Source organism: Phenylobacterium sp., assembly GCF_030697305.1.
Classification (GTDB): Bacteria; Pseudomonadota; Alphaproteobacteria; order Caulobacterales; family Caulobacteraceae; genus Phenylobacterium.
In genome coordinates, this window is record NZ_JAUYQL010000008.1 from 1 (window position 1) to 21,011 (window position 21,011).

Consider the following 21,011-nt stretch of genomic DNA (forward strand, 5'->3'; position numbering starts at 1 on the left):
GACGCCTTGAATCTGCCGCTTGGAACGGTCAAATCCCATGTCAAACGTGGTGTGGAGAAGCTCAGAGCGCGACTGGCGCCGCCCGCTGACGCCGCACTGGAAGGTAGGCGCGACAATGGCTGAGCTCGAATTCGAGCGCCGACTCGAACGTCTTTTCAATGAACCGCCGGCCTTCTCCGATGAGAAGGCGTTCGCCGTTTCGGTCGAACAGAAGCTGGATCGCGGCTGGACGCTGCGCCGCTGGATCATTGGCGCGGCCGGGCTGGTCGGCGGGGTGGTCGGCGCCAGCCAACTGATCATGTCCAACTTCGTCGAACGGGTCGAAACCGCCTCGCAAGGCTCGACCCGGCTGATCGAGGCTGGATTTTCGCAGTGGACGCCGCGGCTGGAAGTGTTGTCGGCGCTGCCGGCGGGGTCATCCGTGGTATGGATCGCCGGAGGCATGGCCGTGTTGGCCATTGGCTTCGTCGTTACCCGTGTTCTCGAGGAGTTCTAGCCATGTCGGCTCAGCGTCAGGAAACTGTGAAGCGCATTTCTGCGCCGGATATCGCCGCGCGTAAGGGCGGCGTCCCTATCGTTTGCCTGACCGCCTATACCGCGCCGGTCGCCGAGATTCTGGACGAGCATTGCGATCTGCTGCTGGTCGGCGATTCCGTCGGCATGGTGGTGCACGGCCTGCCCAATACGGTCGGGGTCACGCTCGAGATGATGATCCTGCACGGCCAGGCGGTGATGCGCGGCTCCAAGCGGGCGATGGTCGTCGTCGACATGCCGTTCGGCAGCTACGAAGGCTCGCGCGAAGCGGCCTACGCCAACGCCGTGCGGATCCTCAAGGAGACTGGCGCCCAGGCGGTGAAGGTCGAGGCCGGTGTCGAGGTGGCCGAGAACATCGCCTATCTCACCCAGCGCGGCGTCCCGGTGATGGGCCACGTGGGCCTGCGCCCGCAGGCGGTGCTGGTGGACGGCGGCTTCAAGGCCAAGGGCAAGACGGCGGGCGAGCATGACCGCATCCTCGCCGACGCTCATGCGACGGCGCAGGCCGGCGTGTTCTCGATCGTCGTCGAAGGCGTCGCCGAAGGGCTCGCCCAGGAGATCACCGCCCTGGTTCCGGTGCCGACCGTCGGCATCGGCGCGTCGGCCGGCTGCGACGGGCAGGTGCTGGTCACCGACGACATGCTGGGCCTGTTCGACTGGACGCCGAAATTCGTGCGCCGGTATGCCGACCTGCGCGGAGAGATCGGCCGGGCGGTCGGCGAATACGCCGCCGACGTCCGTGCGCGCCGTTTCCCCGGGCCCGCCGAAATCTACTTCGCCAAGGCGGGATAAGAGCCAGTTTTCACCCCTTGGTCGGCAGCCGAAAAGCGCTGTCCGCACGGCGTTGCGGCGCAGGCCGCAGCGCTATAGGTTCCCGGCCTTCTATCCCAGTCGCTTGAGCGCGGAGTCCCCATTCGTGGTCGATCTGTTCGAAGAGGTCGAAGAGCAGCTTCGCTCCGACCGCTACAAGCAGCTTGCGTTCAAATCCCTGCCTTGGGTGCTGGGCCTGCTGCTGGCCGCCGCGATCGCCGCCCTGGCGGTGTGGGGCTGGCGCGAATACCACGCCCGCGAGACGGCCAAGGCCTCGGAAGAGTACGCCCAGGCCCTGACCGAGTTCGAGGCCGGCCAGGTCGACAAGGCCGATCGGCTGTGGGGTGAGGTGGCCAAGCTGTCGCCCAAGAGCTATCGCTCGCTGGCGCTGCAACAGCAGGGCGCCATCCGCCTGTCGCAAGGCAAGGTCGCCGAAGCCGTCAAACTCTTCGATCAAGCCGCCGACGCCGCGCCCAATCCGGTGATCGGCGACGTGGCGCGCCTCAAATCCGCCTTCGCCTTGCTGGATTCCGCCCCCTACAAGGACATGGAGGCGCGTCTGACGCCGTTGACCCAAGACGGCCGCCCCTATCGCGTCGAAGCGCGCGAAGCCCTGGCCTTCGCAAAGCTGATGGCTGGAGACCTGGCGGGCGCGCGCAGCGACTTCGCGGTGCTGCGCCTGATGACCGAAGCCTCCAGCGGCATGAAGGCGCGCGCCGAAGCGGCGCAAAGCCTGATCGACTCTGGATCCGCCAAGGTGGTGCCCGCGGCGGTGAAGGCCGCCATGGCGTTGCCGCCGCCCGTTCAACTTCCGCCGGGGGCCCAGATCCCCGGCCTGGCCGCGCCCGTCGCGCCACAGCAACCAGGTTCCGCCTCGCAATGATCCTTATGCAGGGCGCCACGCGCCGACCCCGTGCGATCGCCGCCGTCTGCGTCGCGGCCCTGGCCCTGAGCGGCTGTTCGACGATCGGCAAGCTCAATCCCTTCGCCCCGAAGGACAAGGCGGATTCCGTCGCCGAGGGCACGCGGATCTCGATCGTCGCGGCCGACCAGACGCTGGAGCCGGCCGAAGCGCTGAAGGGCGCCGACTTCTTCCTGCCGGCGCCGACGACGGTCGCCGAGTGGCCGCTGCCCGGCGGCACGCCGGAACAGTCGGTTGAGCACGTCGACGCTGCGCCGAACCTGTCGATCGCCTGGCGTCGCGGCTTCGGCGAAGGCTCCGACCGCGGCAAGCACGTGACCGCGCCGCCGGTCGCGGCGGCCGGCAAGGTGTTCGTCATGGACGGCGAGGCGAGGGTCTCCGCCCACGACGCCCAGAGCGGCGCCGAGGTGTGGAGCGTCAATCTGCGCCCCAACGACAACAAGCGAGACAAGGAAGCCTTCGGCGGCGGCGTCGCCTACGCCGACGGCAAGCTCTACGTCTCCTCCGGCTACCAGTTCGTGGCCCAGCTCGACGCCGGCACTGGCGCGCTGGGCTGGCGCACCCGCACCGAGCAGCCAATCCACGCAGCGCCTACGGTCTCCGCCGGGCGGGTGATGGTGGTGGCGATCGACAACACGCTCGCCACCTATGACGCAGCGACCGGGGAGGCGGGCTGGACCTATCAGGCGCTGTCGGAACCGGCGCGCATCCTGGCGGCTTCCAGCCCGGCGGTGTCGGGCGACACGGTGATCGCCTCGTTCAGCTCGGGCGAGCTGGTGGCGTTGCGCGCGGCCAACGGCAACGATCTGTGGAACGAGGCGCTGTCGCGCGCCAGCCGCACCAGCGCGCTGTCGGAAATCCGCGACATTCCCGGCCGCCCGGTGATCTACCAGGGCGACGTCTTCGCGGTCAGCCACTCGGGCGTGTTCGCCGCCACCGACCTTCGCACCGGCCAGGCGCGCTGGAGCCTGCCGATGGTGGGTGTCACCACGCCATGGCCCGCCGGCGATGTGGTGTTTGCGGTCAGCAAGACCGGCCAGGTGGTCTGCGTGGCGCGCGAAAGCGGACAGGTCTACTGGATCCAGGACCTGAACGCGGGCCGCAAGACGCGCAAGCAGGGCGGATTCCTGGGCGTGGGCTCGGTCGTCACCCGGCCGGTGTGGTCCAGCCCGATCCTCGCCAACAACCGCCTGATCCTCGCCGACAGCACCGGCCAACTGGTCTCGCTGAACGCCAAGACCGGGGCTGTGGAGCGCAAGGTCAACCTCGGCGCCTCGACCCTGATCGGCCCGATCGCCATGGGCGGCACGATCTACGTCGTCACCGACAAGGCGCAACTGATCGCGCTGCGCTAGGCCATGACGCTGCGGCTCGCCATCGTCGGTCGTCCCAACGTCGGCAAGTCCACGCTGTTCAATCGGCTGGCCGGGCGCAAGCTGGCCATCGTCGACGACCTCCCAGGCGTCACCCGCGATCGCAAGTTCGCCGACGGCCGCCTGGGCGACCTGGACCTGGAGCTGATCGACACGGCCGGCTTCGAGGACGTCACCGACGAGAGCCTCGAGGCGCGCATGCGCGCCCAGACCGAACAGGCCATCGACGACGCCGACGTCTCGCTGTTCGTCATTGACGCGCGCGAAGGCGTGACCCCGCTGGATGAGGTGTTCGCTGAGATCCTGCGAAAACGCGGGAAGCCTGTGGTGCTGGTGGCCAACAAGGCCGAGGGCAAGGCTGGCGAATCTGGGTTCCTCGAGGCCTTCTCGCTTGGTCTCGGCGAGCCGATTGAGACCTCCGCAGAACACGGCGAGGGGATGGCCGAGCTCTACGCCGCGCTCCTGGACGTGGCCCCCATCGACGACGGCGAGGAGGAGGATGACGGCGAGAAGCCAGTCCGCATCGCCATCGTCGGTCGCCCAAACGCCGGTAAGTCGACCCTGGTCAACAAGCTGATCGGCGAGGAGCGCCTGCTGACTGGCCCTGAGGCTGGCATCACCCGCGACGCGATCCCCGTGGACTGGACCTGGGACGACCGCGCCATTCGCCTGGTCGACACCGCCGGCCTGCGCCGCAAGGCCAAGGTCCAGGAGAAGCTCGAGAAGCTCTCCACCCAGGACACCATCCGTTCGATCACCTTCGCTGAGATTGTCATCCTGGTGATGGACGCGACCCACCCCTTCGAGGTGCAGGACCTGCAGATCGCCGACCTCGTCGAGCGCGAAGGGCGCGGCTTGGTGTTCGTGCTGGCCAAGTGGGACCTCGTCGAGGATCCGCAGGCGCGGCTGAATGAGATCATCGAGGAGGCGCAGACCCAGCTTCCCCAGCTCAAGGGCACGCCGATCATCGCATTGTCGGCAGAGACCGGCTGGCGGCTCGATCGGCTGATGCCGGCGGTGTTCAGCGTCCACGAGCACTGGTCGACCAAGGTGAAGACCCGCGACCTGAACGACTGGCTGTCGATGGCCGTGGCGCGCCACCCGCCGCCCGCCGTGGGCGGCCATCGCATCAAGCCCAAGTACATGGCTCAGACCAAGGCGCGTCCGCCGACATTCGTGCTGTTCGCCAGCCGCGCCGACCAGCTTCCGGACAGCTACCGCCGCTATCTGGTCAATTCGCTGCGCGAGAGCTTCGAGCTGCCTGGCGTGCCGATCCGCCTCAGCGTCAAGTCTGGCAAGAACCCATTTGCGGAAGGCGAGCCGCAGGCTCCGCCGCGCCGCCTCGGCGGGCCGCCCACCGGCGCCAAGACCCGCGGCCACGCGGTGTCGACCTCAGGAAAGACCGCTAAACCCGGCAAGCCGGTTGGGGCGAAGCCGAAGTTGACCAAGGCCGCGGCGGCGCGCGCCAAACCACCCAGTCGCCCAAAGCCAGCGCACCCCAGGCGGGGGCCGCCCGGCCAGAAGCCGAAACGCTAGATCAGCCCGCCGCCGAAACCACGCGGCCTGCGGCGCGCCAGTCCGTGAACAGCACCGGCTGTTTCGGCAGGCCGAGGTCAAGCTGGGCGAGCTCGACGATCAGCGGGCCGATTTCGGAGGGTTCGGGCAGGGTCAGGGGGTCTTCGCCCGGCATCGCCTCGGCGCGCATCTTGGTGCGCATGACGCCCGGATCGAGCAGCACGGCGCGCACGGATGTCTGCTCCAGCTCGTCGGCCCAGGTGCGCACGATCGCCTCCATGCCGGACTTGCTGGCCCCGTAGGGACCCCAGAAGGCTTTGGGCCTGGCCACGCGCCCCGTGGTGAAGAAGATCGCGCGCGCGGCGTCGGCGGCGCGCAGCAGCCGCTCGGTGGTGCGGATCAATCGGTATGTAGCGGTCAGGTTCACCGCCATCACCCGCTCCCAATGTGATGGTTCGATGTGCGACACCGGGGTCATCGGCCCTAGCGTCGCCGCGGCGTGCACCAGCACGTCGATGTGGCCGAACCGCTGGTGGATCGCCAGGCCGAGCGCGTCGAGGGCGTCGCCATCGGTGATGTCGAGCGGCACGAGGGTGGCCGATTCGCCGCTGACGTTGCGGATTTGGTCATCCAGCGCCTCCAGCCCGCCCTGGGTGCGGGCGACGGCGACGACGTGGGCGCCGGCCTGGGCCAGAGCTATGGCGGCGGCATGGCCGATGCCGCGGCTGGCGCCGGTGACCAGGGCGATGCGGCCGGCGAGCGGGCGGGCGGGGGAAGGGGCGTCTGACATGGCGCGCCTTCTAACCGCTCTGCGCCGGCGTGTCGCGCCGCTTGGCGTAGGCCTGGGCCATCACCGCGCAGACCATCAGCTGGATCTGATGGAACAGCATCAGCGGCAACAGCAAGGGGCCGACCATGGCGGCGGGAAACAGCACGCTGGCCATTGGTACGCCGCTCGCCAGGCTCTTCTTGGAGCCGCAGAAGACGATGGCGATCTCGTCGGCCTTGTTGAAGCCGAGCGTACGCGCCGCGATTGTGGTGGCGGTCAGCACCAAGCCTAGCAAAAGGCAGCAGAGCGCCAGCAGGCGGGCGAGATCGGCGGCGCTCACCTTGTCCCACAGGCCGCCGACCACGGCGGCGCTGAAGGCGCTATAGACCACAAGCAGGATCGAGCCGCGGTCGGTCCACGACAGGACCTTGGCGCGCGCCTTCACCCAACCTCCGATCCAGCGACGCAGCGCCTGGCCGGCGATGAACGGGACCAGCAACTGCAGGACGACGGCCTGGATGGACGTCCAGGTCAGCGCGCCCCCATAGGCGTGCAGGGTAAGGCCGACCAGCAACGGGGTGATCAGCACGCCCAGGATGTTGGAAGCGGTCGCCGCGGCGACGGCGGCGGCGACGTCGCCTCGTGCGATCGAGGTGAAGGCGATCGACGACTGCACGGTGGAGGGCAGGCAACACAGCAGGATGACGCCCGGCGCCAGGGCCGGCGGCGTCAGCCAGGCGGGCGCGGCGGCCAGCGCCAGTCCCAGCAGCGGGAAGAGCGCGAAGGTCGAGGCCAGGACCAGCAGATGCAGCCGCCAGTGGGTAAGGCCGCGACGCACTTCCTCGCTGGCCAGCCTGGCGCCGTGGAAGAAGAACACGAAGCCGATGGCGATCCGCGTCGCCCATTGCAACAGGACGGCCGCTTCGCCGCGCGCCGGCGCGATCGAGGCCAGCACGACCATGAACACGATCAGGGTCAGATAGAGGTCCGGCTTCAGCCGGGCGAGCAGCGCCTTCACCCGGGGTGCTGGCTCAGGCGTCGACGAGGAACGAGAGCTGGCGCTCGGCGAGCTCGTTGCGCCCCTCGGCGATCTCGCGGTCCAGCAACCGGGTCGGATAGTCGCCGGTGAAGTAGTGGTCGGTGAACTGGGGGTTCAGCGGATCGCGCGGCGCCGAGTCCATCGCCCAGTAGAGGCCGTCGACCGACAGGTAGCCCATGCTGTCGACCTCGAGGATCTTGGCGATCTCCTCGGTTGTCTTGTTGGCGGCGATCAGCTTGTCGCGATCGGGCATGTCGATGCCGTAGAAGTCCGGCCACATGATCGGCGGCGAGGCCGAGCGCAGGTGGACCTCGGCGGCGCCGGCTTCGCGCACCATGCGCACGACGCGCACGGAGTTGGTGCCGCGGACGATGGAATCGTCGATCAGCATCACCCGCTTGCCCGCCAGCACCGAACGGTTGGGCGACAGTTTCATCCGCACGCCGGTCTCGCGCGCGCCCTGCGTCGGCTGGATGAAGGTGCGGCCGACATAGTGGTTGCGAATGATCCCCATCTCGAACGGGACGCCGGTCTCCTGGGCGTAGCCCAGAGCAGCGGGCACGCCGCTGTCCGGCACCGGGACCACCACGTCGATCATCGGCGAGCTTTCCTGGGCCAGCCGGCGACCCATGCGTTTGCGCACCTCATAGACCGAGCGGCCGTTCACCACGCTGTCTGGGCGGGCGAAGTAGACATATTCGAAGATGCAGGGCCGCGCGCGGGCGGCGGGGAAGGGGCGCAGGCTCTCGACGCCGTCATGGGAGATGACCACCATCTCGCCATGCTCCACGTCGCGCACGAAGCGGGCGCCGATCATGTCTAAGGCGCAAGTCTCGGAAGCCAGCACCGCTTGGCCGTCGAGGTCGCCCAACACCAACGGCCGGATGCCCAGCGGATCGCGCACGCCGATCAGCTTCTTGTTGGTCAGCGCCACCAAGGCATAGCCGCCTTCGATGCGGCTGAGCGCATCAATGAAGCGGTCGACCACCTTGGCGCGACGCGAGCGCGCCATCAGGTGCAGGATCACCTCGCTGTCCGAGGTGGACTGGAAGATCGCGCCTTCCGCAACGAGCTGTTCGCGCAGGGTGAGGAAATTGGTCAGGTTGCCGTTGTGGGCGAGGGCGACGCCGCCCGCCTCCATGTCGGCGAACATCGGCTGGATGTTCCGGAGGAAGCTGCCGCCCGCGGTGGAGTAGCGCGTGTGGCCGATTGCCGAATGGCCCGGCAGGCGCTCGGTCAGGTCGGAGCCGGCGAACGCATCGCCGACGTAACCCATGTGACGTTCGGCGTGGAAGCGTTGGCCGTCGAACGTGGCGATGCCGCAGGCTTCCTGCCCGCGATGCTGCAGGGCGTGGAGGCCGAGCGCGGTGGTCGCCGCCGCGCCGTCCAGGCCGAAGATGCCGAAAACCCCGCATTCAAGCCGGGGGGAGTCATCGTCGGGATCACGCTGCGGGGCCGATTGTCGATCGTGGGTTCCGCTCATCGGGCTTTTTCCACCAAGTCGTCGATATCGCCGCGTTCGCGCGCGTCGTAGCCTTCGCGTGCGGGCGTGTCACGCGTCCCGTCGCTGACCGCGTCGTCGAACGCCGGTTTCAGCCGCCCTGCGAGATCGCGTCCCTTCGGTGCAAAGGTAATGAGCACTCGGCCGGCGGCGGTGGTCAGCGGATACAGCGTCGCCCCCGAGATCCACCGCGGCACCCGCTCCGGCGGGGTGGCGGCGTTGAAGAACAGATTGAACGCGCCCAGCACCACCAGGGCCCGGACCAGGCCGAACCCCAGCCCCACCGAGCGATCGAGCATGCCAAGGACTTCGGCGCCCTTGATGCGTCGCGCGAGGCTTGCGCCGAACAGCCGCAGGACGATGTAGACCACCACGAAGGTGGCCAGCACCGCGGCGACGTCGCCCGCCCAGTCCGGATTGATCGCCGCGCGGGCGATCGGACCGGTGAAGCGCAGGCCGAACAGCGCCACCACGGCGGCGGCGACGAACGCGAGCACCGTGACCATCTCGTGCGCGGCGCCGCGCACAAACCCGACGATCGCCGAGATCAGCAACACGCCCAGCACGATGTAGTCGAACTGCGTCACTCAACCCTTCCAGTCGTTGTCGCCGATCCGGCGGATGGCGTCGGCGAGACGCGCCGCGCCGCTCACCGCCAGCACGCCGCTGGCTTCGATGTCGGACGGCGCGAGCGCGCGGCGAAAGCCCAGCTTGGCCGCCTCCTTGAGCCGAGTCTCCATGCGGCTCACCGGGCGTACGTCGCCCGACAGGCTGATCTCGCCGAACACCACGCAGTCCTGCGGCAGGGCCTGTTCCAGCGCCGATGAGGCCAGTGCGGCCGCGGCGGCGAGATCGGCCGCAGGTTCACTGATGCGCATCCCTCCGGCGACGTTGAGATAGACATCGCGCGTGCCGAAACCAAGGCCGCAACGGGCCTCCAGCACCGCCAGCACCATGGCCAGTCGCCCTGAGTCCCATCCGACCACCGCGCGGCGCGGGGTGCCGTAGGAGGTGGGGGCCACCAGGGCCTGGAACTCCACCAGCACCGGGCGCGATCCCTCGACGCCGGCGAATACGGCTGCTCCCGCCGCGCGCTCTCCGGACGTGTTGAGGAACAGGGCCGATGGATTGGCCACTTCGGCGAGTCCCGATTCGCCCATCTCGAAGACGCCGATCTCGTCGGTGGCGCCAAAACGGTTCTTGGCGCCGCGCAGCACGCGGAATGGGTAGCCACGCTCGCCTTCAAACGACAGCACCGCATCGACCATGTGCTCGATCACCCGAGGGCCGGCGATCGTCCCTTCCTTGGTGACGTGACCGACGAGGATCACCGCGACCCCGCGCTTCTTGGCCAGCCTGACCAGTTCGCCGGCCGCGGCGCGCACCTGGGTCACGGAGCCCGGACCCGCCTCGTGGGCGTCGCTCCACATGGTCTGGATCGAATCGATGACCACCAGATCGAAATGCTCGCGCTTCAATCCGTCGAGAATCTCGCGCAGTGAGGTCTCGGCGGCCAGCTTCACCGGCGCATCGGCCAGGCCCATGCGATGGGCGCGGGCGCGGACCTGCTCTACAGCCTCTTCGCCGGAGATGTAGGCGCACTTCGCGCCGCGCCGGGACGCCTCTGCCGCGACCTGCAACAACAGGGTGGACTTGCCGACGCCCGGGTCGCCGCCCAGCAAGATCGCAGAACCGGGCACCACGCCGCCGCCGCACACGCGATCGAACTCCTCTACGCCCGTGGCGATCCGTTTGGCCGGCGCGGCGTCATGGTCCAGCGTCTCGAAGGCCAGGCCGCGCACGCGGGTCGCGCGGCTGGGCGTCAGCGCGCCGGGCGGGCGTCCTTGCGTCTCCTCGACGAGGCTGTTCCAGGCATTGCAGGCCGGGCACTGGCCCGACCACTTGGCCTGGCTCGCGCCGCAGGACTGGCAGACGTAGACGGCGCCGTCACGGGCCATGTGCTCTCCCTGATTCGCAAGTGAACGCCCACTGTAACGGCGTCCGAAGCCCTCGTCTGCGAGGGGAAGGACGGCGCCCTGTCGCAGCCGGCGCGGTTCAGCTAGGCTTTGGGCTTCAATCGATGCAGGAGAGGCCGCAATGAGCGTCGTGGAACCGGGATCGACAGGTGGGAACCTGATCGCGCGGATCAAGAGCCTACTCACTCAGCCGACGGCGACCTGGCAGGTAATCGACGTCGAACCGGCGACTGTCGGCGGCCTCTACAAGAGCTGGGTAATCCCGCTGGCCGCGATCCCCGCCGTCTGCGGGTTCATTGGCATGGTGGTGTTCGGCGTCAGCGTCATGGGCTTCAGCTACAAGCCCTCGATCCCCAGCGCCCTGACCAGCGCGATCGTGCAATACGCGCTCAGCCTGGGAGGCGTCTTCGTCACCGCCCTGGTCATCGATGCGCTCGCTCCGACTTTCGGCGGCGCCAAGAACCAGGTCCAGGCTTTCAAGCTTGTAGCCTATGCGTCGGTGGCCGCGTGGATCAGCGGGGTGTTCCAATTGCTGCCGGCGCTCGGCATTCTGGTGATACCCGGTGCTCTGTACAGTCTCTTCCTGCTGTATAAAGGCCTGCCCATCCTGATGAAAACGCCGGATGACAAGGCGCTGCCATACACAGTTCTGATTCTGATTGTCGCCGCGGTCGTCAATGTTGTCGTGATGTCGGTCGCCGGTGCGGCGATGAACATGGCCGGCGGTGGCGCGGCCGGCGCCATGTCCAGAAATGCCGGAACGGGTGTGTTGACGACGCCTGGCGGCGGCTCGGTTGACCTGGGTAAGCTCGAAGCCGCATCGAAACAGATGGAGGCCGCCGCCAAGCAGATGCAGTCCGGCGCCGAGGGTGGCGCGAGCGTCGCCATGGCGGACCCGGGCGTGCTGAAAGGCTTCCTGCCGGCGTCGGTCGCCGGCTACGCGCTGGAATCCAGCTCATCGGCCAGCGGCGGGGCGGGCGGGATGACCACCTCGTCGGCCAAGGCGCTCTACAAGAAGGGCGACGCCCAGATCACCGTGACCGTCACCGACATGGGTGCGGCCGGTGCGCTGGCGGCCATGGCGGGCGCGTTCAACGTGCACTCCTCCAGCGAGGAGAACGGCCGCTATGAGAAGATGGGCAAGGTCGACGGGCGCACGACCATCGAGCAATACGACCGCAACTCCGGCCACGGCGAATACAGCGTGTTCGCCGGCGACCGCTTCATGATCCAGGCTGAAGGCGAAAAGGCCTCCGTCGACGAGCTCAAGTCCGCGGTGGCCGCGGTGGGCCCCGGTCGGCTGGAGAAACTGTCGCCGAAGGGGTAGAGCGCGGACCGCTCAGCGTGGATCGTAGCGACCGTCGCGGGCGAGATTGCCGAATTTGGTGATGTCCTCGTTGAACGACAGCCTGACGTTGCCGATCGGGCCGTGGCGTTGTTTACCGATGATCACCTCGGCCAGGCCCCGGACCTGGTCCATCTGCTCTTGCCACTTGAAGTGCTCTTCGGTGCCCTCGCGCGGCTCCAGCCGGCTCAGGTAGTAGCTCTCGCGGTAGATGAACATGACCATGTCCGCGTCCTGCTCGATCGAGCCGGATTCTCGCAGGTCGGAGAGCTGAGGCTTCTTGTCCTCGCGATTCTCCACCTGGCGCGATAGCTGCGACAGGGCGATCACCGGGATCGACAGCTCCTTGGCCAGAGCCTTCAGGCCCTGGGTGATCATGCTGACCTCCTGCACCCGGTTGTCAGAGCGGCTGCCCTCGCCGGCGGTGATCAGTTGCAGGTAGTCGACGATCAGCAGGTCGAGCCCGACCATGCGCTTCAGCCGCCGCGCGCGGGCGGCCAGCTTCGACATGCTGATGCCGCCGGTGGCGTCGATGTAGAGCGGCGCGTCCTGGATCTCGATAGAGGCGTCACGTACGCGGCCGAATTCCGAGGCGTCGATCTCGCCCTTGCGCAGCCTGTCGCCGGAGACGCCCGAGACTTCCGCCAGCAGGCGCATGGCCAACTGCTCGGCCGCCATTTCCAGGGAGAAGAACGCCACCACCCCGCCGGAGACGGTCTTGCGTGACCCGTCCGGCTGCGGCTCCCAGGCGTAGTTGCGGGCGACGTCGAAGGCGATGTTACAGGCCAGCGACGATTTCCCCATGGAGGGACGTGCGGCGAGGATCACCAGGTCGGAGGGGTGCAGCCCGCCGATCTTCTGGTCGAGGTCGATCAGGCCGGTGGAGACGCCGGCCAGGCCGCCGTCGCGACTATGGGCCTCCGCCGCCATTGCGACGGCGCCGCGCAGGGCGTCGGCGAACGGGACGAAGCCCTGGCTCACGCCGCCGGTCTCGGCCAACTGGAACAGTTGCTGCTCGGCGGATTCGATCTGGTCGCGGGCCGAACGATCCGCGTCTGCGTGGGCGGCGTCGGCGGCGATCTCGCCGCCGATACGGATCAGGTCGCGGCGCAACGCTGCGTCATAGACCACACGGGCGTAGTCGGGCGCGTTGGCCGACGGGGGCGCGCGGTCCACCAGGTCCGCCAGATAACGCACGCCGCCCATCTCCTCGAACGCGGGATCGCGCGAGAACTGCTCGACCATCAGGATCGGCTCGGCGAGCTGACCCTTGCGGATGTAGGTGGCGATGGCGGTGAACAGCCGCTGATGCAGCGGCTCGTAAAAGTGCGCAGCCTGCAGGAAGTCGCCGATCCGCTCGAAGGCGGCGTTGTCGTACAGCAGCACGCCCAGCAGCGCCTGCTCGGCCTCCAGGTTGGCCGGCACGTGCGCGATCGTCGGCTCGTTGCGGACAGGACGCAGGTCTAGGGCAGGGACGATCGCCATTTGGTTACTGATAGTTTAGGAAGCGCGCCCGCGCGATGCGGCATGTGGATTCACCCACATGACTCCACGGCCTGTGGACGATCCGCCGCAGGGCGGCGGCGCGAAAGGAAGAACCTTCCGCGCCGCTCCAGCCTTACCAGTTGTAGGTCACGCGCCCATACAGGAAGCGGCCGTTGAAGCCGAACGGCGAGTAGGCGGGGAAGCCGATCGAGCCCGTCGCGCCGTTGATCGAGCCCGGCGTATAGACCGGGTATTCGTCGAGGACGTTGTTGGCCCCCAGCGCGATGCCGACGCCCATCGGGAAGGTGTATCGCGCCTCGAGATCCACCAGCGTGGCGTCGCCGGTGTTCTGGTCCGATCCCAACGCGTTCTGCGGCAGCAGCACGCTGTCGTAGTTGGTGATCTTGGCGTTCAGACCGAAGTCAGCCAGCGTCCAGTCGGCCGAGAGCACGATCTTGCGCTCCGGCGTACCCTGTTCGAAGGTCAGCCGCGCCTGGCGGTCGAACAGAACGGTCGTCGTGGGCAGGGCGGCGACGGCCGGCAGGGGCGGGGTCTTGGTGATCTCCGTGTCGTTGAAGTTCGCCGCGGCCGTGAGGTCGAGGCGGCTTTCGCCGAGATCCATCTTGTAGCGCGCAACCACGTCGATGCCCTTGGTGGTGGAATCGACGCCGTTGATGAAGAAGCGCGCGGCGGTCAGGCCCTCCGGCGCCAGGATCGCGGCGATGGCCGCGGCGGTGGCGGCGGGCGTGCCGGCATTGGGCAGGTTCTCCGACAGCACGATGCGGTTCTCGAGGTCGATCTGGTAGGCGTCGATCGTCAGCTCGAAGGCGCCCGCGCGATAGACCGCGCCAACCGAGTAGTTGATCGCGGTTTCCGGCTGCAGAGGCTTGGCGCCCAGGGCCCGGGCGATCGGGCTGGATACCGGCAGCGTGCCGACTTCGACCAGTTGGAAGGTGCCGTTCACCAGGGTGTTGTTGGTGGCGTTGTAGGTGAAGTACTGCTGCTGCAGGGCCGGGGCCTTGAAGCCGCTGGATACAGAGCCGCGCAGGGCGAACTCAGGCGTGAAGTCGTAGCGGGCCGAAAGCTTGCCGGTCGCCTTGGAGCCGAAGTCCGAATAGTCCTCGTAGCGGGCCGCCACGTCGAAGCCGAAGGCCTCGGTCAGCTTGCCTTCCAGGTCGACGTAGGCGCTCCAGTTGTTGCGGTCGACGTCGGTGACGTTGACGGGCTTGAAGCCCGGGAATCCCTGCGCGCCAGGCGCCTTGGTCTTGTCGGGACCGAAGATATAGGAATTGACCTCGCCAGCGCCGATCTGGAACGACTCGCGGCGGTATTCGAGGCCGAAGGCGGTGTTCAGCGGGCTGATAAGCCCGACCTCGAAGGGCTTGGAAACGTTCAGGTTCACCAGCCACTGGTCATAGCTGAGCTTGCCCGAGTAGAAGCTCGTCGGAGAGGTTGCGCCCAGCGACGTGTTGATGGTGTCGACGGTGCGGTACTCGATCTCGTTCTTGCCGTAGTTGGTCCCCAGGTCGACCTTGAAGCCGGCCAGTTCGCCACGCACGCCGCCCTGGACGTTGTAGTCCTCGAGCTTGGCGTTGATCTTCGGCAGATAGCCCAGCGGATAGACCGCGATGATGTTGCGCGTGGCGTCGGTGTAGGGCCGCGCGGTCGCCCCCGAGGTCGAGTCCCGGTGCTGGTAGCCGCCGTAGCCGTACAGCTCCCAGACGTCGTTCAGCGGCAGGCCGGCGTTGGCGTAGATCGCGTAGCTATCGACCTTCGGATCGCCGTAGCGGCCGATGACGTTGCCGGCCAGCAGCGGCAGGGCGGCGGGATTGCTGAAGTCCGAGCGGTTGGTCGGGTGGCGCAGCAGATACTCGCCGGAGATCGTCAGGAAGCCGTCTTCGCCCAGCGGCAGGCCCTGCCAGGCGGACACCGACTCAGTGAGGCCGTCGGAGGCGTCGCGTTTGCCGCGCGAGGTCTTGAAGGTGGTGTTGTAGAGGCCGTAGCTCAGGGTCGCGCCGCCGCCGGTGCGGGCTTCACGCAGGCGCAGGTTGATCACGCCGGCGATGGCGTCGGATCCGTACTGGGCGGCCGCGCCGTCGCGCAACACTTCCACCTGGGAGAGCGCCACGGTCGGGATGGTGTTGAGGTCGAAGGCGGCCGCGCCGCGACCGATGCTCGTGTTGACGTTGATCAGCGCCGAGGTGTGGCCGCGCATGCCATTGACCAGCACCAGGGTCTGGTCAGGTTGAAGTCCGCGCAGGACGGCCGGGCGCACGCTGTCGGTGCCGTCGGAGATCGCCGGGCGCGGGAAGTCGAGCGCCGGCGTCAGGTTGGCGAGAGCCTGGGCGAGTTCTGCGCCATTACCTTGGCGCTGCAGCTGGTCGGTGCCCAATACGTCGACGGGGGCCAGGGTCTCGAGGCGCGAGCGACCGGCGACGCGGGTGCCGGTTACGACGATTTCCTCGACTTCGCTTTCAGCGGCCACCGGTTGAGCGGAGACCGAGCCAGCCCAGAGAGCCGCGACAGAGGCCGCGGCGAATAATGCTGCACGATGATGCATGGATGGATCCCAAAAGCCGCGTGAGGGGAGTCCAGCGGCCGTTGGTGACATATTTAGGTTACATTGCTGCAGTGCGGCGTAACGTATTTGCAACAGCGAATACAAAAACGGCGCGGATCTTGTGACCCGCGCCGCCTGTAAGCTTGGCTATAGCCAGATCTAGTGTTCGTCGTAGTCGCCGGCCTGGGAGCCTGCGCCGCCGTCGAGAAGATCAGCCGCCGCTTCTTCCGCGGACAGGCGGTCTTCCTCGAACTGCGAGCTGATGATGTTCTCACCGCGGGCCTGACGCTCGGCTTCATCGGCGGAGCGCGCGATGTTGAGCGTCACCGTGACGGTCACTTCGGGGTGCAGACGGATCTTCACCTCGTGCATGCCCAGGGTCTTGATCGGCTTGTCGAGCACCACGAGCGAGCGCTCGACCCGGCCGCCTTCAGCGGTGATCGCGTCGACGACGTCGCGGGCGGCGACCGAACCGTAGAGCTGGCCGCTTTCGCCCGCCTGACGGATCAGGATGTAGGACGACCCGTCCAGCTTCTCGCCGCTCTTGCCGGCGGCCTCACGGGCCTTGGCGTTGCGCGCCTCGATCTCGGCGCGCTGGGCTTCGAACGCCTTCAGGCTGGCGTTGTTGGCGCGCAGGGCCTTGGCGCGGGGCAGCAGGTAGTTGCGGGCGTAACCGTCCTTGACGGTGACGATGTCGCCGAGGCTGCCCCAGCCTTCGACGCGTTCGAGCAGAATGACTTTCATCGGGGTCGCTCCCTTACTTCACGACATAGGGGAGCAACGCCAGGAAGCGGGCGCGTTTGATGGCCTTGGCCAGCTCACGTTGCTTCTTGGCGGAGACCGCGGTGATGCGCGACGGCACGATCTTGCCGCGCTCGGAGACGTAACGCTGCAGGAGCTTCACGTCCTTGTAGTCGATCTTCGGGGCGTTGGCGCCGGAGAACGGGCACACCTTGCGGCGGCGAAAGAACGGGCGACGGGCGCTGGTCGAGGCGCCGGGCGCCGCGGTGGTGACGGTTTCGTCGGTCATCAGAAGCCTCCGTCTTTGGCGGGGAAGTCGTCGCTGCGGCGTTCGCGATCACGATCGCGGCGCGCCAGCACGGGCGAGAGCTCCAGGTCGAGCTCTTCGACGCGCACGGTCATGAAGCGCAGCACGTCTTCATTGAGCGAGAGCTGACGCTCCATCTCCTTGACGGCGTCGGACGGCGCGTCGATGGCCAGCAGCGAGTAGTGGCCCTTGCGGTTCTTCTTGATGCGGTAGGGGAGGTTGCGCAGGCCCCAGTACTCGATCTTGGCGACGGATCCGCCGCCTTGCTCGATCAAGCCCTTCATCGTGTCGTTGAGCGCTTCGGCCTGTTGCGGCGAGATATCCTGCCGCGAAATGACCACGTGTTCGTAGAACGCCATATGTTCCTTCTTCCCATACGGAGAGCGGCGCGCGCGACGGCGGAAGGACCGTCGGTTGCGATGGATCTCATTGTCGCGGCGGTCGGGATGGTCCCGACCCATTGGTGTTCCGTGACGAGACCGCCATCCATTGAAGAGGCGGGGCATTACGGGAAAAGCGCCCTCAGGGCAAGTCGCGAGCAAGTCCAGGGCGCCTACAAGCTTTGCAACGCTTCGGGCTTGCCAAGGCACGGCGAGGTGGCGCAGTTATCCCAAATCGGCACACTCGGGGAATCGGATGCTGAGACGAGCGCGGATCGGCCTGGCGACGGCCGCCATGGGAACGATCCTCTACGCGGCGGCGCCCAGCCTTGCGGGTGAGACGACGGCGGCCAAGGCGCCGGGCGTAGATGCGAGCGCCACGGCCGTTCAGGCTCAGCCCAGCGCACGTTCTTTAGACCTCACCCGGCGCTACTTCCTGGCCATGCACATGGATCGCACCATGCACGCGACGATCCGCGCCATGGCCCCGGTGGTGGTCGAGCGGATGGCCAAGGCCAACCCCGCCATGACTCCAACCCAACGCCAGGCGATCGTCGAGGTGGCCGGAGAATCCAGCCAGGCGATGGTCACGCGGATGATGGACAGGCTGACGCCGATCTTCGCCACCACCTTCACCGAGAAGGAGCTGGAGGATCTGGTGACGTTCTACGAAAGCCCGACCGGCCAGGCGCTGGTCGCCAAGTCGCCGGCCTTCTCGGCCAAGATGGCGCCGGCGATGAAGGAACTCATGCCGACCATGAAGGCGGACATGGAGACGCGCCTGTGCGCGCGCCTCACCTGCGCCCCGAAGACCGCCGCCGCCGGCGATTCATAGAGTCAGCGTCAGCCATCGCCGCTCCTCCCGACGAAAGTCGGGACCCAAGCGGACGATCCGCATGCAAATCGTAGATCAGCATGGGCCCCGGCTTTCGCCGGGGTGAGCGGGTGTGGAGCAGAGGGCGCGCGCCTACTTCTTCTTCGCGCGCCATTCCTTGACGGCGGCGAGGGTCTCTTCGACGTGCTTGTCGGGGGACATCGCCGAATAGGCGTGCAGCACCGTGCCATTGGGGGCGATCACGTAGGACGTGCGGCTGGAGATCGGCGCCATGGGGCCGAGCGCCGCGTCGTAGCTGTTGGCGACCTTCAGGCCGACGTCGGCGGCGACCGGGAACTTGCCGCCGCAGTGCTCAGTCTCCTTCGAGAAGTCCGCCAGTTCGTCGACCTTGCCGGCGGTGACGCCGACGATCGAGGCGCCTTGCGCCTTAAACTCGCCGGCGGCTTCCGAGAACAGGTGCGCCTCGAGGTTGCAGCCCTTGGTGTGCGCGGCCGGGAAGAAATACAGCACCACCGGACCCTTCTTCAGGGCGTCCGACAGCTTGTAGGTGAACGGCTCGCCGGCCAGGTAGGCGGGCGCGCTGAAATCGGGGGCTTTTGCGCCGGCCTTGAGCGCCGCGAAGGCGGGCGAGACGGCGAGGGCCGCCAGGGCGGCGGCGACGGCGAGGCGTTTCATGGACTTCTCCCGGAAGGCTTTCGTCCAGTATGCGCCCGACGTCCTGGTGGACGCCAGCGCGCAGCACGTGTCCGCCGTCTTGCCCGCGCCGGCCATATCCCCTAACCCTCGCCGCGGATTCGAAGGGAGCCGCCCATGAGCCTCGCATTCCTGTTCCCCGGACAGGGCAGTCAGAGCATCGGCATGGGCGCGGAGCTCGCCGAGGCGTTCGCCGCCGCCCGCGAGGTCTTCCAGGAAGTTGACGACGCACTGGGCCAGAAGCTGTCGAAGCTGATGCGCGAAGGCCCCGAAGACGAGTTGACCCTGACCGAAAACGCCCAGCCCGCCCTGATGGCCGTCAGCCTGGCGGTGATCCGCACCCTGGAGCGCGAGTTCGGCGTCGCCATCGAGCGGGCCGCGTTCGTCGCTGGTCACAGCCTGGGCGAATACTCCGCGCTCGCCGCGGCCGGCGCCATCAGCCTCGCCGACACCGCCCGGCTGTTGAAGCTGCGGGGGCAGGCTATGCAGCGGGCCGTACCGGTGGGCGCGGGCGCGATGGCGTCGCTGATCGGCCCCAAGACCGACGTCGCCCTGGCGGAGGAGGCCGCGGCCGCCGGCGCCGCGGTGGGCGTCTGTGTGGTCGCCAACGACAACAACCAGGGCAATGTGGTGATCTCGGGCGACAAAGCTGCGGTCGATGTGGCGATCGAAAAGGCCAAGACGCTGGGCGCGCGCGCCATCCCGCTGAACGTCTCGGCCCCGTTCCACTGCCCTTTGATGCAGCCGGCGGCTGATGAGATGGCGGAGGCGCTGAGCCGCGCGACGATCATCGCCCCGCGCGCGCCGCTGGTCGCCAACATCACCGCGCGTCCGACCCACGACGCCGACGAGATCCGCCGCCTGCTGGTCGAGCAGGTGACGGGGCGTGTGCGCTGGCGCGAGAGCATGCTGTGGCTGACGTCGCAGGGCGGCGTCACCCGCTTCGCCGAGGCCGGCGCGGGAAAGGTGTTGTCGGGCATGGCCAAGCGCATCGCCCCCGACGCCGAGGCCACGCCCCTGAACACGCCCGCCGACCTAGACGCCTTCGCCAAGAGCCTTTGACATGTTCGACCTGACTGGAAAGACCGCGCTGGTCACCGGCGCGACCGGCGGCATCGGCGCCGAGATCGCCCGCGCTCTGCATGCCCAAGGGGCGTCGGTGGTGCTGTCGGGCACCCGCGAGCCGGTGCTTCAGGCGCTGGCCGCCGAACTCGGCGAACGCACCAGCGTCGCGGCCGCGGACCTTTCGGATTCGGCCGCGGTCGACGGACTGCTGGAGGCCGCTGAGGGTGCGGCCGGCGCGCCCATCGACATCCTGGTGGCAAATGCCGGCATCACCCGCGACGGCCTGCTGCTTCGCATGAAGGACGCTGACTGGGAGACCGTGCTGAAGGTCAACCTGGAGAGCTACTTTCGCCTGTCGCGCGCGGCGCTGCGCGGGATGATGAAGCGGCGCTCGGGCCGGATCATCGGCATCACTTCGATCGTGGGGGTCACCGGCAATCCGGGCCAGGCCAACTATGCGGCGTCGAAGGCAGGAATGATCGGCTTTTCCAAGGCCTTGGCCCAGGAAGTCGCGACGCGCGGCATCACCGTGAACTGCGTTGCGCCCGGCTTTATCGAGAGCCCGATGACCCAGGCGCTGAACGAACAGCAGCGTGCGCAGATCCTGACGACCATCCCGGCGGCGCGGCTGGGCGAAGGCCGTGAAATCGCCGCAGCTTGCGTCTATCTCGCCAGCGACGAAGCGGCCTATATGACCGGCCAGACCCTGCACGTGAACGGCGGAATGGCGATGATTTGAGGCGGCCGGCCACCGGCTGGCTTCGCATATAAGAACATGCTACGCGGCTCTCGAACCTGTGTGGCGACAAGTCTTTAACCAACGATCCCACGCGGTTGACAACCCGTCAGCCGCATCGGATGGATTTAGCGAATAACGAGGGACTAAACCTGATGTCCGACGTCCTAGAGCGCGTGCGCAAGATCGTGATCGAGCACCTCGACGCCGATCCCGAAAAGGTCACCGAAAAGGCCAGCTTCATCGATGACCTGGGCGCCGACAGCCTCGACAACGTCGAGCTGGTTATGGCTTTCGAGGAAGAGTTCGATATTGAGATTCCGGACGACGCCGCCGAGCACATTCAGACTGTCGGCGACGCTGTGAAGTTCATCCAGGAACGCCTGGGCGCCTAACGCTCCCGACCGCTTCGAGCTTCCGACCGC

21 protein-coding genes and 1 pseudogene are annotated in these 21,011 nt (G+C 67.6%); 11 read left to right on the forward strand and 11 right to left on the reverse strand.

The genetic code is table 11. The annotated features are described in order from the left end of the window. The 6 genes and pseudogenes from Q8R27_RS00670 to der all read left to right on the forward strand — a co-directional run. Positions 1 to 123: pseudogene (locus Q8R27_RS00670) on the forward strand (RNA polymerase subunit sigma-70); the annotation flags it as partial. Further along, positions 116 to 496, forward strand: coding sequence for a hypothetical protein (locus tag Q8R27_RS00675; RefSeq protein WP_305300309.1), 381 nt, complete (start codon positions 116 to 118; stop codon positions 494 to 496). The pseudogene Q8R27_RS00670 and the gene Q8R27_RS00675, both read left to right, overlap by 8 nt. A gap of 2 nt (positions 497 to 498) precedes the next feature. Beyond that, entirely contained in the window at positions 499 to 1,326 is an 828-nt protein-coding gene (gene panB, locus Q8R27_RS00680) for a 3-methyl-2-oxobutanoate hydroxymethyltransferase (protein ID WP_305697198.1), read from the forward strand. 124 nt (positions 1,327 to 1,450) lie between these two features. Further along, positions 1,451 to 2,227 carry a tetratricopeptide repeat protein gene (locus Q8R27_RS00685; protein ID WP_305697199.1) on the forward strand — a complete coding sequence of 259 codons (777 nt, stop codon included), beginning with the start codon at positions 1,451 to 1,453 and terminating at the stop codon, positions 2,225 to 2,227. Continuing rightward, the gene (locus Q8R27_RS00690; RefSeq protein ID WP_305697200.1) at positions 2,224 to 3,621 is read left to right on the forward strand and encodes a PQQ-like beta-propeller repeat protein; all 1,398 of its coding nucleotides are present in this window, start codon (positions 2,224 to 2,226) and stop codon (positions 3,619 to 3,621) included. Before Q8R27_RS00685 ends, Q8R27_RS00690 begins: the two co-directional genes overlap by 4 nt. 3 nt (positions 3,622 to 3,624) lie before the next feature. Continuing rightward, complete coding sequence (gene der / locus Q8R27_RS00695) at positions 3,625 to 5,175, forward strand: ribosome biogenesis GTPase Der (protein WP_305697201.1); 1,551 nt, start codon at positions 3,625 to 3,627, stop codon at positions 5,173 to 5,175. 1 nt (position 5,176) lies between these two features. On the opposite strand, the gene Q8R27_RS00700 is transcribed toward der, so the two are convergent. Genes Q8R27_RS00700 through radA form a run of 5 tightly spaced genes read right to left on the reverse strand, consistent with a single transcriptional unit; the run spans position 5,177 to position 10,421 of the window. Then, entirely contained in the window at positions 5,177 to 5,944 is a 768-nt protein-coding gene (locus Q8R27_RS00700) for an SDR family NAD(P)-dependent oxidoreductase (protein WP_305697202.1), read from the reverse strand. 10 nt (positions 5,945 to 5,954) lie between these two features. Next, on the reverse strand, positions 5,955 to 6,941 hold the full coding sequence (locus Q8R27_RS00705) for a bile acid:sodium symporter family protein (protein ID WP_305697203.1): 987 nt from the start codon (positions 6,939 to 6,941) through the stop codon (positions 5,955 to 5,957). A 13-nt stretch (positions 6,942 to 6,954) separates the two neighbouring features. After that, positions 6,955 to 8,445 (reverse strand): amidophosphoribosyltransferase, encoded by a 1,491-nt coding sequence (purF, locus tag Q8R27_RS00710; protein WP_305697204.1) that lies wholly within the window; start codon positions 8,443 to 8,445, stop codon positions 6,955 to 6,957. After that, entirely contained in the window at positions 8,442 to 9,050 is a 609-nt protein-coding gene (locus tag Q8R27_RS00715; protein ID WP_305697205.1) for a CvpA family protein, read from the reverse strand. Before Q8R27_RS00715 ends, purF begins: the two co-directional genes overlap by 4 nt. After that, positions 9,051 to 10,421 (reverse strand): DNA repair protein RadA, encoded by a 1,371-nt coding sequence (gene radA / locus Q8R27_RS00720; protein WP_305697206.1) that lies wholly within the window; start codon positions 10,419 to 10,421, stop codon positions 9,051 to 9,053. It abuts the gene before it with no gap. Between the two features lie 139 nt (positions 10,422 to 10,560). Here radA and Q8R27_RS00725 point away from each other — a divergent pair, with 139 nt between their 5' ends. Continuing rightward, positions 10,561 to 11,766, forward strand: a complete 1,206-nt coding sequence (locus tag Q8R27_RS00725) for a Yip1 family protein (protein WP_305697207.1) — start codon at positions 10,561 to 10,563, stop codon at positions 11,764 to 11,766. 12 nt (positions 11,767 to 11,778) lie between these two features. Here the strand turns inward: Q8R27_RS00725 and Q8R27_RS00730 are convergent, their stop codons facing one another. The 5 genes from Q8R27_RS00730 to rpsF all read right to left on the reverse strand — a co-directional run bounded on the left by Q8R27_RS00730 (position 11,779) and on the right by rpsF (position 17,236). Then, positions 11,779 to 13,269: a replicative DNA helicase gene (locus Q8R27_RS00730; protein WP_305697208.1), complete on the reverse strand. Its 1,491-nt coding sequence runs from the start codon at positions 13,267 to 13,269 to the stop codon at positions 11,779 to 11,781. A gap of 133 nt (positions 13,270 to 13,402) precedes the next feature. Continuing rightward, the gene (locus Q8R27_RS00735) at positions 13,403 to 15,829 is read right to left on the reverse strand and encodes a TonB-dependent siderophore receptor (protein WP_305697209.1); all 2,427 of its coding nucleotides are present in this window, start codon (positions 15,827 to 15,829) and stop codon (positions 13,403 to 13,405) included. Between the two features lie 159 nt (positions 15,830 to 15,988). Next, positions 15,989 to 16,573: a 50S ribosomal protein L9 gene (gene rplI, locus Q8R27_RS00740; protein WP_305597084.1), complete on the reverse strand. Its 585-nt coding sequence runs from the start codon at positions 16,571 to 16,573 to the stop codon at positions 15,989 to 15,991. Positions 16,574 to 16,586: 13 nt separating this feature from the next. Continuing rightward, the gene (gene rpsR / locus Q8R27_RS00745) at positions 16,587 to 16,859 is read right to left on the reverse strand and encodes a 30S ribosomal protein S18 (protein WP_305597086.1); all 273 of its coding nucleotides are present in this window, start codon (positions 16,857 to 16,859) and stop codon (positions 16,587 to 16,589) included. Continuing rightward, entirely contained in the window at positions 16,859 to 17,236 is a 378-nt protein-coding gene (gene rpsF, locus Q8R27_RS00750) for a 30S ribosomal protein S6 (RefSeq protein WP_305697210.1), read from the reverse strand. Before rpsF ends, rpsR begins: the two co-directional genes overlap by 1 nt. Before the next feature lie 277 nt (positions 17,237 to 17,513). On the opposite strand from rpsF, the gene Q8R27_RS00755 reads away from it, so the two are divergent. Further along, complete coding sequence (locus tag Q8R27_RS00755; RefSeq protein ID WP_305697211.1) at positions 17,514 to 18,092, forward strand: DUF2059 domain-containing protein; 579 nt, start codon at positions 17,514 to 17,516, stop codon at positions 18,090 to 18,092. Between the two features lie 132 nt (positions 18,093 to 18,224). Here Q8R27_RS00755 and Q8R27_RS00760 read toward each other — a convergent pair whose 3' ends face one another. Beyond that, complete coding sequence (locus tag Q8R27_RS00760; RefSeq protein ID WP_305697212.1) at positions 18,225 to 18,767, reverse strand: peroxiredoxin; 543 nt, start codon at positions 18,765 to 18,767, stop codon at positions 18,225 to 18,227. 135 nt (positions 18,768 to 18,902) lie between these two features. Between Q8R27_RS00760 and fabD the strand changes: the two genes are divergently transcribed. From fabD to Q8R27_RS00775, 3 genes are all read left to right on the forward strand, one after another. Then, complete coding sequence (gene fabD, locus Q8R27_RS00765) at positions 18,903 to 19,847, forward strand: ACP S-malonyltransferase (protein WP_305697213.1); 945 nt, start codon at positions 18,903 to 18,905, stop codon at positions 19,845 to 19,847. A 1-nt stretch (position 19,848) separates the two neighbouring features. After that, entirely contained in the window at positions 19,849 to 20,589 is a 741-nt protein-coding gene (gene fabG, locus Q8R27_RS00770) for a 3-oxoacyl-[acyl-carrier-protein] reductase (RefSeq protein ID WP_305697214.1), read from the forward strand. 152 nt (positions 20,590 to 20,741) lie between these two features. Continuing rightward, positions 20,742 to 20,981, forward strand: a complete 240-nt coding sequence (locus tag Q8R27_RS00775) for an acyl carrier protein (protein ID WP_012522113.1) — start codon at positions 20,742 to 20,744, stop codon at positions 20,979 to 20,981. Positions 20,982 to 21,011 lie beyond the last annotated feature (30 nt).